The organism is Pararhodobacter sp. (genome assembly GCF_034676075.1).
Classification (GTDB): Bacteria; Pseudomonadota; Alphaproteobacteria; order Rhodobacterales; family Rhodobacteraceae; genus Pararhodobacter.
Genome location: NZ_JAUCCQ010000123.1, coordinates 1 through 11,811, shown reverse-complemented (window position 1 = coordinate 11,811; position 11,811 = coordinate 1). Strand labels below are relative to the sequence as shown.

Genomic DNA, 11,811 nt, shown 5'->3' with positions numbered 1-11,811 from the left:
GGGGCCTTGCCGCTGGCGGCGGCGGCCTGAGGGCGGGGCTGACGCCCCGGGAAGGCGGGGGGCTGCCGCCCCCCGCACCCCCTGCCCAAAGGGGGGCACGCCCCCCTTTGGAAACCCCGTGGATATTTGGAGAACAAAGATGAAGGATTGGGGGATGGAGATCCCGAGCTATGCGGATGTCGTGGCCGCGCGGGCGCGGATCGCGCCGCATGTGCACCGGACGCCGGTGCTGACCTCGCGGATGCTGGACGAATTGGCCGGAGCCTCGCTGGTCTTCAAATGCGAGAATCTGCAGAAGGCGGGGGCCTTCAAGGCACGCGGTGCGGCGAATGCGGTGTTCGGCCTGAGCGCCGCGCAGGCGGCGCGGGGGGTGGCCACGCATTCCTCGGGCAATCACGGGACCTGTCTGGCCTATGCCGCCGGGCGGCGGGGCATTCCCTGCACCGTGGTCATGCCGCGCACCGCGCCGCAGGCCAAGAAGGATGCTGTGCGCGGCTATGGCGCGCGGGTGGTGGAATGCGAGCCCTCGACCTCGTCCCGCGAGGCGGTCTTTGCCGGGGTGCTGGCAGAAACCGGGGCGGAATTCGTCCATCCCTACAACGATGCGCGGGTGATCGCCGGTCAGGGGACCTGCTCGCTGGAACTGATCGAGCAGGCGCCGGCTCTGGACGCGGTCATCGCGCCGATTGGCGGGGGCGGCATGGTCTCGGGCACCTGTCTGGCGCTGTCGCAGGCGGCACCGGGCGTGCGGATCTATGCCGCCGAGCCCGAGCAGGCCGACGATGCAGCGCGCAGTTTCCGGGCCGGTCGGATCATCGCCGATGATGCCCCGGTCACCGTGGCGGACGGGCTGAAGGTGCCGCTGAAGGAGCTGACCTGGCATTTCGTCAGCCGCCATGTGACGGATATCCTGACCGTCAGCGAGGCGGAGATCATCGAGGCCATGCTGCTGATCTGGAAGCGGCTGAAGATCATCGCCGAACCCTCGAGCGCGGTGCCGCTGGCGGCGGTGCTGAAGAACCCCGGCTTGTTCGCCGGGCAGCGGGTCGGCATCATTCTCACCGGCGGCAATGTCGACCTCGACCGCCTGCCCTGGCAGCAAGGAGCCTGATCATGCGTGATGTCAACGGGTTGGAGGTGGGGTTCGACCTGCCCGCGCGGCCGGGAATGCCGGAGGCGGAGATCGAGACGCCCTGTCTGGTGCTGGATCTGGACGCGCTGGAGCGCAACCTGCGCAAGATGGGGGCCTATGCCGCCGCGCAGGGCATGCGGCTGAGGGTGCACGGCAAGATGCACAAATCGGTCGATGTCTACCGCCTGCAGGAAGAGATCGGTGGCGCCTGCGGCATCTGCTGCCAGAAGGTCAGCGAGGCCGAGGTCTTTGCCCGGGCCGGGGTGAAGGACATTCTGGTCTCCAATCAGGTGCGGGGCGCGGCCAAGGTCGACCGGCTGGCGCGGATGCCCAAGCTCGGCGCGCGGGTGATCTGCTGTGTCGATGACCTGGCCAATGTGGCGGAACTGTCCGAGGCGGCGATGCGGCACGGCACGGGGCTGGAATGCTTGGTCGAGATCGATTGCGGCGCGGGACGGTGCGGCGTCTCCTCGACGCCCGAGGTTGTGGCGCTGGCGCAGGCCATAGACGCGGCGCCGGGGCTGCGCTTTGCCGGGCTCCAAGCCTATCAGGGGGCGATGCAGCATCTCGACCTCTACGCCGAGCGGAAGGCGAAGATCGACATCGCGGTCGCCATGGTGCGCGAGGCGGTGGCGGCGCTGGCGGCAGAGGGGCTGGACTGCGACATTGTCGGTGGCGGCGGGACCGGCAGCTACTATTTCGAAAGCGCTTCAGGGATTTATAACGAGCTGCAATGCGGCTCCTACGCCTTCATGGATGCCGATTACGGGCGGATCCTTGATGAGAACGGCCAGCGGATCGACCGGGGCGAATGGGAGAACGCGCTGTTCCTGCTGACCGCGGTCATGAGCCATGTGAAGCCCGACCGCGCCGTGGTCGACGCCGGGCTGAAGGCGCAATCGGTGGACAGCGGCCTGCCGGTGGTCTTTGGCCGCGACGATGTGCGCTACGCCAAGTGCTCCGATGAACACGGGGTCATCGAGGACCCCCAAGGCGCGCTGAAGGTCGGCGACCGGCTGCGGCTGGTGCCGGGGCATTGCGACCCGACCTGCAACGTCCACGATTGGTATGTGGGCGTCCGCAACGGGGTGGTCGAGGCGGTCTGGCCCGTCTCGGCCCGCGGCAAGGCCTGGTGAGGAAGCCGGGGGCATTCTGCCCCCGGACCCCCTGAGCGTATTTTTGGCAGAATGATGAGGGTTCGCCATGCTGGTGGTTCCTGAGCGGCTGATTGCCGGGCTGATCGGGCCGGACGAAGCCTTTGATGCTGTCGCCGAGGTGTTCCGGCAGACGGCCGGAGGCTTGGCGCGGAATTTCCCGGTGGTGCGCGAGGCCTTGGGCGGCGGGCGGCACTACGGGTTCAAGTCGGGGACCGGCCCGGGCGCGCTGGGGGTCAAGGCGGGGGGTTATTTCCCCGGCAATGCGGCGCGCGGGATCACCAACCACCAATCGGTGGTGACGCTCTTCGATCCCGAGACCGGGCGGCCCGAGGCGATGATCGGCGGCAATCTGTTGACGGCGCTGCGGACCGCGGCGGCGGCGGCGGTGTCCATCGACGCCCTGGCCCGGCCGGACGCGCGGGTGCTGGGGATCCTGGGCGCCGGGCATCAGGCGGCGTTCCAGCTGCGCGCCGCGGCCCGGGTCCGGTCTTTCAAGCGGGTGATCGGCTGGAACCGGACGCCAGCGCGGCTGGCGGGGCAGGCCGCGGTCGCCGCGGAGCTGGGCCTGCCCTTCGAGGCGGTCCCGCTGGAGCGGATGCGGGAAGCGGAGGTGATCGTCACCGTGACCTCCTCGACCCGCTGGACGCTGGGCGCAGACCATGTCTCGCCCGGCACGCATCTGGCCTGCATGGGGACCGATACCCTCGGCAAGCAGGAGGTGGCGCCCGCGTTCCTGTCCCGCGCCCGGATCTTCACCGACGAACCCGCGCAATCGGTGACGCTGGGCGAGGCGCAGCATGCCGTGGCCGAGGGGCTTCTGGACCCGGCGCGCATCATGCCGCTGGGCGCGGTCCTGACCGGCGAAGTCCCGGGGCGCGAGGATCCCGACCAGATCACCCTCTATGACGGCACCGGGGTCGGGCTGCAGGACCTCGCCGTCGCGGCGCGGGTGCTGGCGCTGGCAAAGGCGCAGGGCCTCGCAATCCCGGTTGAGATTTGATCAAACCAAGCCTAGCAAAGGGGCCTCAGCCTTTGGAGGGTGCCATGCGGGTGATGATCAACGGCTTCGGACGGATCGGGCGGACGGTGCTCCGGGCCTGGCTCAAGGGCGGCTGGCCGGGGATCGAGATCACCGCCATCAACGACATCGCCCCCGCCGAGACCTGCGCCTATCTGCTGGAATACGACAGCGTTTTCGGCCCCTTGGAGGGTGTGGCGCTGGAGGGCGACACGCTGGTCGTTCAGGGCCGCCGCCTGCCGCTGACCCGGGTGTCCGACATCGCCGCGCTGGATCTGTCGGGCGTCGATCTGGTGATGGAATGCACCGGCAAGGCCGAGACAAGGGTGGTCGCCGAGGCCGGGCTCAGGGCCGGGGCAGCGCGGGTGCTGATCTCGGGGCCATCGGATGCGGCGGATGCGACGCTGGTGCTGGGGGCCAACGATTCGCTGCTCACGCCCGCGATGCGGGTGGTGTCGAACGCCTCCTGCACCACCAACGCCTTGGCGCCGCTGGCCCGGCTGCTGGACGAGGCCTTCGGCATCTCCGCCGGCTGGATGACGACGATCCATTGCTACACCGGCTCGCAACCCACCGTGGACGCGCCACGCTCCGCCGACCCGGCGCGCAACCGGGCCGCCGCATTGTCGATGGTGCCGACCACGACCAGCGCCGGGCGCCTGCTGGACCGGGTGCTGCCGTCGCTCGAAGGGATCATCGAATGCGCCGCGGTGCGGGTGCCGACGGCCAGCGTCTCGGCCGTGGACCTTTGTGTCGTACCCAAGCACAAGGCGGGGGTGGAGGCGGTGAACGCCGTTTTGCAGGGCGCGGGCGGGGTGATCGGCTGGACGGCGAAACCGCTGGTGTCGTCGGACCTGCGGGCGCGGCCGGAATCGATTGTCATGGCCCTGCCGGAAACCCGGGTCAGCGGCGCCGGGCTGATCCGGGTCTTCGGCTGGTACGACAACGAATGGGGCTTCTCCTGCCGGATGCTGGACATGGCTGAGCGGATGGGCGCGCGATGATCACCGTGGCCGACGCGATCCTGCACGCCTTCGACCATCGCCAGCCGATGGCCCCGATCACCGACTCGGACCCGGGCTTCGACCTGCCGCGCGCCTATCAAGCGCAGGCGATGCTGACCGCCACGCGGGTCCGGCGTGGCGCCCGGGTTGTCGGCATGAAGACCGGCTTCACCAACACGACGATCTGGGACGAGTACAACGTCCACGCGCCGATCCACGGGCCCGTCTTCGACACGACCTGGCGGGAGGGTCCCCTGCCCCTCGCCGCCTTCCTCGAACCCCGGATCGAGCCCGAGATCGTGCTGAGGCTGGACGCCTCGCCCGCGCCGGGCATGTCCCCTGACGCGCTGAAATCCTGCATCGCCGAAGTCGCCCGCGGCTTCGAGATCGTGCAATCCCCCTTCCCCGGCTGGCGCTTCCGCGCACCCGACACCGTGGCTGCGGGCGCCCTGCACGGCGCGCTGGTCACGGGCGATTTCGTCCCCGCCACCCCCGCGCTGCTCAACAACCTCGCCCACCTCGACGTCACCCTCCTCTGCGACGGCGCCGCGATTGACCACGGCCATTCCCGCAACGTCCTCGGCGGCGGGCCGCTGGCCGCGCTGGCCGATCTGGTGGCACAGCGGGGCGAGGACCGGCTGCCGGCGGGCTGGATAATCTCCACCGGCACCCTGACCCGCGCCTTGCCCGTCGTGCCCGGCCAGACCTGGACTACCACCATCGCGGGCGCCGACCTGCCGCCCCTGACCCTCTCCTTCACCTGACCGCATCTTTGCGCCGCAAATATCCCGGGGGGTGAATGCGCGGCACGCGCAGAGGGGGGCTGGCCCCCCTCCCTTTCCCCGCGCTAACACGGAGACCAACCAAGAGGTGAGGCGATGACGGCCACAGTGATGATCCAGGGCGCGGGCTCGAACGTCGGCAAGTCGCTGCTGGTCGCGGGCTTCGCCCGGGTCTTCGCGCGCCGGGGCCTCAGCGTCCGCCCCTTCAAGCCGCAGAACATGTCCAACAACGCCGCCGTCACGCCAGAGGGGGCCGAGATCGGCCGGGCGCAGGCCTTGCAGGCGATGGCCTGCGGGGTGCCGCCCTCGGTCCATATGAACCCGATCCTGCTGAAGCCCGAATCCGAGATCGGCGCGCAGGTGATCGTGCAAGGCTCCCGCTTCGCCACCTGCAAGGCCCGCGAATATTCGGCGCTGAAGCCGCAGCTGATGCCCGCCGTTCTGGACAGTTTCGCCCGGCTCAAGGCCGAGGCCGATCTGGTCATCGTCGAGGGTGCGGGCAGCCCGGCCGAGGTCAACCTGCGCGCCGGCGACATCGCCAATATGGGCTTCGCGCAGGCCGCCCGGGTGCCGGTGGTGCTGGCGGGTGACATCGACCGCGGCGGGGTCATCGCCCAGATCGTCGGCACGCAGGCGGTGCTGGATGCGGCCGACAATGCCCTCATCAAGGGTTTTCTCATCAACAAGTTCCGGGGCGACCCCCGGCTTTTCGACGATGGCTACCGGATGATTGCCGAGCGCACCGGCTGGCAGGGTCTGGGCGTGCTGCCGTGGTTCGCCGATGCCCACCGTCTGCCCGCCGAGGATGCCGCCGACCTGCGCCGCAAGAGCGCGGGCGCCGGGTTCCGCATCGTCGTGCCGCAGCTTAACCGCATCGCCAATTTCGACGATCTGGACCCGCTGATGGCCGAACCCGGGGTCAGCGTCGAGGTGATCGCCCCCGGCCTGCCCCTGCCGGTCGAGGCCGATCTGATCCTGATCCCCGGCTCGAAATCCACCATTGCCGACCTCGCCCATTTCCGGGCGCAGGGCTGGGACATCGACCTTCAGGCGGCGCTCAGGCGGGGGGCGAAGGTCCTCGGCCTTTGCGGCGGGTATCAGATGCTGGGCCGCACCATCGCCGACCCCGAGGGGATCGAGGGCGCGGCGGGCTCTGTCCCCGGCCTCGGCCTGCTGGACGTGGACACGATCATGACGCCGGAAAAGCGCGTGACGCTGACCGAGGCGGTTCATGCGGCCTCCGGCGAGGCCGCGCAGGGCTATGAGATCCACATCGGCCGCACGGAGGGGCCGGACCGCGCCCGTCCGCTCTTCACCGTGGACGGCCAGCCCGAAGGGGCGATCCGGGCGGATGGCAAGGTCATGGGCAGCTACCTGCACGGGCTTTTCGGCGCGGACGGGTTCCGGCGGGCTTTCTTGAGGGGCCTCGGCGCCACGACCGGCAACGCCTCCTACGCCGAGGGGGTGGAGGAAGCGCTGGAAAAGCTGGCCGACCATCTTGAGGCCCACGCCGATTGCGACGCGCTTCTGGCCATCGCCCGCAAGGGGCTGTGACCGCGTCCCGGGTTTCCTTTGTCGCGCCGTGGCGCTAAGCCTCTGGGAACCAAGTTTCACAGGCTGATCCATGACCCAAGACCTCGCCCAAGCCCTTCTCGATGCCGCCCGCAAGGCCGGGGCCGATGCCGCCGACGCGCTGGTGATCGAGGGGACGGCGCTGTCCATCGACGTGCGCGAGGGGCGGCTGGAGCATGCCGAGCGGGCCGAGGGGCTGGATCTGGGCCTGCGCGTGCTGATCGGACGGCGGCAGGCTTGCGTGTCGTCCTCCGACGCCAAGCCCGAGACGCTGGCGATGATGGCCGAACGCGCCGTCGCCATGGCCCGCGAGGCGCCGGAAGATCCCTACGCGGGCCTCGCCGATCCCGGCCAGCTGAGCGCCCGACGCGATGGCGAGGGGCTGGAGCTGTTCGATCCCACCGGCGAACCCGACCCCGCCCAGCTGGAAGACGACGCCCGCCGGGCCGAGGCTGCGGCCCGCGCCGTGCCCGGCATCAGCCAGATCGACCAATCGGGCGCCAGCTATTCGCGCCGCACCATCCATCTGGCCGCGAGCAACGGGTTCGCCGGCGGCTATCAGCGGACCACGCGCAACACCTCCTGCGTTGCCATCACCGGCGAGGGCACGGGGATGGAGCGCGACTGGTCCAGCGAAAGCCGCATCTTCCAGGCCGATCTGCCCAGCCCCGAGGCGATCGGCACCGAAGCGGGCGAGCGCGCCGCCGCCCGCAAGGGCAGCCGCAAGCCGCCGTCGGGCGCCTTTCCGGTGCTCTATGACGAACGCGTCGCCTCGTCGCTGATCGGGCATCTGACCTCGGCGATCAACGGCACCGCCATCACCCGCGGCGCCAGCTGGCTGCGCGATGCTTTGGGCCAGCCGGTGCTGCCCCGGGGCTTCACCCTGACCGAAGACCCGCTGCGCCGCCGCATAGCCGGCACCCGCCCCTTCGATGCCGAGGGGCTGGCGACGGCCCGCCGCCTCTGGGTCGAGGACGGGGTGCTGCAGGGCTGGGTGCTGGACCTCGCCACGGCGCGGAAGCTGGGGCTTGAAAGCACCTCGAACGCGGCGCGTGGCCCCTCGGCCCCGCCCTCGCCGAGCCTGTCGAATCTGGCGCTGAGCCAGGGGACGGCCAGCCGTGCCGACCTGATCTCCGGGATGGGCACCGGCCTCATGATCACCTCGCTGATCGGCTCGACCATCAACCCGACGACCGGGGATTATTCGCGCGGCGCTTCGGGCTTCTGGATCGAGAACGGCGAAATCGCCTATCCGGTCAACGAATGCACCATCGCCGGCAATCTGCGCGACATGCTGATGCGGATGACGGCGGCCAATGACGCGCGGGCGCATCTCTCCACGCAGGTGCCGTCGCTTCTGGTCGAGGGCCTGACGATTGCCGGCGCGTGACGGCGATCTGGCCGATCTCCAGCTTCTGACCGAGGCCGCGCAGGCGGCGGGCGCCATCGCCCGGCGCTTCTTCGACGGCGAGGCCAAGGTCTGGGACAAGGGCGACGGGCAGGGCCCGGTGACCGAGGCCGATCTTGCGGTGAACGAGCATCTGCACGGCTTTCTGGGCAAGGCCCGGCCCGGCTATGGCTGGCTGTCCGAGGAAAGCAACCCGCTGGGGAACCTCGCCCGGCTGAACCATGAGCGCTGCTTCGTCATCGATCCCATCGACGGCACCCGCGCCTTCATCGACCGCCAGCCGGGCTTTGCCCATGCGCTGGCCGTGACCGAAAAGGGCCGTCCGGTCGCCGCCGTGGTGCATCTGCCGATACTGGACCTGACCTATGCCGCCGTGCTGGGCGGGGGCGCCACGCTGAACGGCAAGTCCATCGCCGCCACCCAGCCCGAGGGGCCCTTGGGGGCCACGATGCTGGTGGCGCGACCGGCGCTCGACCCGGTGCACTGGCCGGGCGGCGTGCCGCCGGTCAAGCGCGAATTTCGGCCCTCGCTGGCCTGGCGGCTGGCGCTGGTCGGCGAGGGGCGCTTCGATTCCATGCTGACGATCCGAGATTCCTGGGATTGGGACATCGCCGGGGCGGCGCTCATCGCCACCGAGGCGGGCGCCCGTGTCACCGACCGCCATGGCCATCCCCTGCGCTTCAACCGGGCCGAGGCCCGCAACCCCGGCGTGGTCGCCGCGGGCCCGGCGCTGCATGCGGCGCTGATGGCGGGCCTGACCGGGGACGCGGCCTGATGCCCGCCGCGACACCCGCCCGCGGTGTCTGGTTGCACGCCACCGACGCCGCGCTGACCCCGGCGCTGCGGGTGCTGGCCCGGCATCTGGCCGAGCGTCCCGATGCGCCGCCGACCTGGGTCACGGGCGATGCCGGGGCGCCGGGACCGGGCGAGGATCTGCGCGCCATCGACGCCGCTTTCGACCGGTTCCCGACCCGGCTGCTGGTGCTGGCGGGCCCGGTGCTGCCCGCGGCGCTGATGGACCGCGCCCGGGCCCGCAACATCGCCCTGATGCTGGTCGAGGCGGTGCCGCCCGGCGCCCGGGGCGGGTGGCGGCTGTTTGGCGCGCAGCCGCGCGGCCAGCTGGCCCGCTTCCAGCAGATCCACGCCCGGGACGAAGCCGCCGCCACCGCGCTGCGCCGTCAGGTCAGGGACGCGGTGCCGGTCCTGCCGACCGGGCGGCTCGCGCGGTATGCCCCGGTGCCGGGCTGCAACATCCAGGAGCTGGATGCGATGCGCCAGTCGATCGGCGCCCGCCCGGTCTGGCTGGCCCATGACCTGCCCGAGGCCGAGGCCGACGCCGCCTTCCTCGCCCATTCCCACGCCCTGCGCCGCGCCCATCGCCTGCTGATGATCGCCCAGCCGCGCGACCCCGCCGGGGGCGCCACGCTGGCCGAGCGCGCGGCCGAGGTGGGCTTCGTCTGCGCCCGGCGGTCGGCCGACGAGGAGATCGACGAGACGACCCAAGTCTATGTCGCCGATGCGGGCGACGATCCGGGGCTTTTCCTGCGGCTGGCGCCGGTCACCTTCCTCGGCGGCTCGCTGACCGCGGGGGCGCCGATCCCCTCGCCGGTGATCCCGGCGGCGCTGGGTTCGGCGCTGGTCTTCGGCCCGCATGCCGAGGGCGACGAGGGCCGCTTCATGGACCAGCTGCGCACACAGGGCGGCGGGCGGCAGATCAACGGGCCCTCGGACCTCGGCCCAGCGGTCAGCGCGCTGCTCTCGCCCGAGGCGGGTGCCGATGCGGCGCTCAGGGCCTGGTCGCTGGCGACCGACGGGTCCGAGGCGACCCTGGCCGTGGCCGATGCGATCTGCGACTGGCTGACGCTGAACGGGGGACGGGCATGAGGGCGCCACGCTTCTGGACCAATCCGCCCGCGCGGCCCGGCTGGCAGGCCCGGCTGCTGGCGCCGCTCGGCTGGCTCTATGCCCGGGCCACCGCCCGGCGGGTGGCACAGCCCGGCGCGCTGCGGGTGGGGGTGCCGGTGATCTGCGTCGGCAACCTCAACGCGGGTGGCACCGGCAAGACGCCCACGGTCATCGCCCTGATGCAGGCGCTGGAGGCCCGGGGCCTGTCGCCGCAAGTGGTCTCGCGCGGCTATGGCGGCGCGCTGGAGGGGCCGGTCTATGTCAACGAACGCGGGCATCGCGCGGCCGAGGTGGGGGATGAGCCGCTGCTGATGGCGGCCTTCGGCCATGTCTGGGTGGCCAAGGACCGCGCGGCGGGGGTGCAGATCGCCGCAGACAAGGGCGCCGATGTGGTGCTCATGGACGACGGCTTCCAGAACGGCGCGGTGGAGAAGACGGCCTCGGTGCTGGTCGTCGACGCGGCGGTCGGTTTCGGCAACGGGCGCTGCATCCCGGCCGGGCCCTTGCGCGAGCCGGTGGCGGCGGGGCTGGCGCGGGCGACCTGCGTGCTGGCCATCGGCCCCGAGGAGGCGCAGGCGCGGTTCCGGACGGAATGGGGCGCGGCGCTGGGGTCGGTGCCGCTGTTCACCGGCGCGCTGGAGCCCTTGCAGACCGGCATGATGTGGCAGGGCCTGCGGGTGCTGGCCTTCGCGGGCATCGGGCGGCCCGGCAAATTCTTCGAGACCCTGCGCCAGACCGGGGCCGAGGTGGTGCGGATGCAGGCGCTGGACGACCACCAGCCGCTGACCACGCCCCTGTTCATGCGGCTGGAGGCCGAGGCGAAGGCGGCCAAGGCCCAGCTGGTGACTACCGAGAAGGACGCGGTGCGCCTGCCCCTGGACGCCAGGAAACGGGTGCTGATCCTGCCGGTGCGGTTGAAGATCGCGGATGAGGACGGGTTCCTGCGGGTATTGGGTCTCACGGCGCCGTCGCCCTGACGTAGGGTGCGTGCTTGCACGCACCGATGCAGAGGCCGGGGAAGGTGCGTGCAAGCACGCACCCTACGTCACCCGACCCGGACCACCACCGCCATCGCCGAATCCCCGGCTGCGCAGCCCTGGAACAATCCCGTGCCGCCGCCGCGCATCTCCAGCTCCTCGATCAGTTCGATCACGCCGCGGATGCCGGTCGGCCCCTGCGGATGCCCCCAGATCAGCGACGAGCCGTAATTGTTCATCCCCCGCCAGTCGATGCCGAAGGCCCGGGCGAAGGCGATGTCGTTGACCGCGAAGGGATTGTGCGACTTGATCGCGTCGATCTCGCCGATCCCCAGCCCCAACTGATCCAGCGCCTTCTGCGTGGCCTTGATCGGCGCGGCGGGCATGAAGCCCTTTTCCTCGCGCGCCTGCGTCACCGCCAGGATCGAGACCTGCGGTCCCTTCCCCAGCTCCGCCGCCTGCCCCGCCTCGGCGCAGAGGATCATCCCCGCGTTGCCATCGGCCGGGTGGGTCTGGCCGGCGAAGGTCACGCTGCCGCCCTCACGCACCGGCTTCAGCCGCGCCATCTTTTCGGGATCGACCGGCTGGATGCCCTGATCGCCGTCGATGACCGCCTGCACCTTGCGAAAACCCGCGTCCGGCACCTCGAACCGCCCGGCCATGTAGCGGCGCTGAAAGGCGCGGTCCCCGGCCAGCGCCTGCTGATACTGAGCGTGGCGGTGGATCACCAGCTCGTGCTGTTCCTCGGTGCCGATACCAGCACGGCGGGCGACATTCTCGGCCGTGTCGACCATGGCGTTCTTCGCGAAGGGATCATGGTTGAAACTGTCCAGCACCCAATTCTCGCTGGCGCCGG

10 protein-coding genes and 2 pseudogenes are annotated in these 11,811 nt (G+C 70.9%); 10 read left to right on the top strand and 2 right to left on the bottom strand.

Annotated features, from left to right (window positions below):
* The first annotated feature begins 139 nt into the window (after window positions 1-139).
* The 10 genes from bhcB to lpxK all read left to right on the top strand — a co-directional run bounded on the left by bhcB (window position 140) and on the right by lpxK (window position 10,955).
* Window positions 140-1,111, top strand: a complete 972-nt coding sequence (bhcB, locus tag VDQ18_RS19885; protein ID WP_323022642.1) for a beta-hydroxyaspartate dehydratase BhcB — start codon at window positions 140-142, stop codon at window positions 1,109-1,111.
* Window positions 1,112-1,113: 2 nt separating this feature from the next.
* Window positions 1,114-2,268: a 3-hydroxy-D-aspartate aldolase BhcC gene (gene bhcC, locus VDQ18_RS19880; protein ID WP_323022641.1), complete on the top strand. Its 1,155-nt coding sequence runs from the start codon at window positions 1,114-1,116 to the stop codon at window positions 2,266-2,268.
* 67 nt (window positions 2,269-2,335) lie between these two features.
* Window positions 2,336-3,289 carry an ornithine cyclodeaminase family protein gene (locus VDQ18_RS19875; protein ID WP_323022640.1) on the top strand — a complete coding sequence of 318 codons (954 nt, stop codon included), beginning with the start codon at window positions 2,336-2,338 and terminating at the stop codon, window positions 3,287-3,289.
* Window positions 3,290-3,333: 44 nt separating this feature from the next.
* Window positions 3,334-4,311, top strand: a complete 978-nt coding sequence (locus tag VDQ18_RS19870) for a type I glyceraldehyde-3-phosphate dehydrogenase (protein WP_323022639.1) — start codon at window positions 3,334-3,336, stop codon at window positions 4,309-4,311.
* Entirely contained in the window at window positions 4,308-5,075 is a 768-nt protein-coding gene (locus tag VDQ18_RS19865; RefSeq protein WP_323022638.1) for a hypothetical protein, read from the top strand. Before VDQ18_RS19870 ends, VDQ18_RS19865 begins: the two co-directional genes overlap by 4 nt.
* A gap of 114 nt (window positions 5,076-5,189) precedes the next feature.
* Window positions 5,190-6,647, top strand: a complete 1,458-nt coding sequence (locus VDQ18_RS19860) for a cobyric acid synthase (RefSeq protein WP_323022637.1) — start codon at window positions 5,190-5,192, stop codon at window positions 6,645-6,647.
* Between the two features lie 70 nt (window positions 6,648-6,717).
* Entirely contained in the window at window positions 6,718-8,055 is a 1,338-nt protein-coding gene (locus VDQ18_RS19855) for a TldD/PmbA family protein (RefSeq protein WP_323022636.1), read from the top strand.
* Window positions 8,042-8,848, top strand: coding sequence for a 3'(2'),5'-bisphosphate nucleotidase CysQ (locus VDQ18_RS19850; protein ID WP_323022635.1), 807 nt, complete (start codon window positions 8,042-8,044; stop codon window positions 8,846-8,848). Before VDQ18_RS19855 ends, VDQ18_RS19850 begins: the two co-directional genes overlap by 14 nt.
* Window positions 8,848-9,957 carry a hypothetical protein gene (locus VDQ18_RS19845; protein WP_323022634.1) on the top strand — a complete coding sequence of 370 codons (1,110 nt, stop codon included), beginning with the start codon at window positions 8,848-8,850 and terminating at the stop codon, window positions 9,955-9,957. The genes VDQ18_RS19850 and VDQ18_RS19845 overlap by 1 nt, the downstream gene beginning before the upstream one ends.
* Complete coding sequence (lpxK, locus tag VDQ18_RS19840; protein ID WP_323022633.1) at window positions 9,954-10,955, top strand: tetraacyldisaccharide 4'-kinase; 1,002 nt, start codon at window positions 9,954-9,956, stop codon at window positions 10,953-10,955. The genes VDQ18_RS19845 and lpxK overlap by 4 nt, the downstream gene beginning before the upstream one ends.
* Before the next feature lie 68 nt (window positions 10,956-11,023).
* Here the strand turns inward: lpxK and VDQ18_RS23595 are convergent.
* Both VDQ18_RS23595 and VDQ18_RS23590 read right to left on the bottom strand, forming a co-directional pair.
* Window positions 11,024-11,326: pseudogene (locus VDQ18_RS23595) on the bottom strand (thiolase family protein); the annotation flags it as partial.
* A 156-nt stretch (window positions 11,327-11,482) separates the two neighbouring features.
* Window positions 11,483-11,749 (bottom strand): annotated as a pseudogene (locus VDQ18_RS23590) (thiolase family protein); the annotation flags it as partial.
* Between the last annotated feature and the right edge of the window lie 62 nt (window positions 11,750-11,811).

Excerpts from the sequence above, each read along its gene's own strand:
- VDQ18_RS19860 (WP_323022637.1), top strand. The coding sequence starts at position 5,190 with ATGACGGCCACAGTGATGATCCAGGGCGCGGGCTCGAACGTCGGCAAG.
- bhcB (WP_323022642.1), top strand. The coding sequence starts at position 140 with ATGAAGGATTGGGGGATGGAGATCCCGAGCTATGCGGATGTCGTGGCC.
- VDQ18_RS19875 (WP_323022640.1), top strand. The coding sequence starts at position 2,336 with ATGCTGGTGGTTCCTGAGCGGCTGATTGCCGGGCTGATCGGGCCGGAC.
- VDQ18_RS19865 (WP_323022638.1), top strand. The coding sequence starts at position 4,308 with ATGATCACCGTGGCCGACGCGATCCTGCACGCCTTCGACCATCGCCAG.
- VDQ18_RS19845 (WP_323022634.1), top strand. The coding sequence starts at position 8,848 with ATGCCCGCCGCGACACCCGCCCGCGGTGTCTGGTTGCACGCCACCGAC.
- VDQ18_RS19870 (WP_323022639.1), top strand. The coding sequence starts at position 3,334 with ATGCGGGTGATGATCAACGGCTTCGGACGGATCGGGCGGACGGTGCTC.
- bhcC (WP_323022641.1), top strand. The coding sequence starts at position 1,114 with ATGCGTGATGTCAACGGGTTGGAGGTGGGGTTCGACCTGCCCGCGCGG.
- lpxK (WP_323022633.1), top strand. The coding sequence starts at position 9,954 with ATGAGGGCGCCACGCTTCTGGACCAATCCGCCCGCGCGGCCCGGCTGG.
- VDQ18_RS19855 (WP_323022636.1), top strand. The coding sequence starts at position 6,718 with ATGACCCAAGACCTCGCCCAAGCCCTTCTCGATGCCGCCCGCAAGGCC.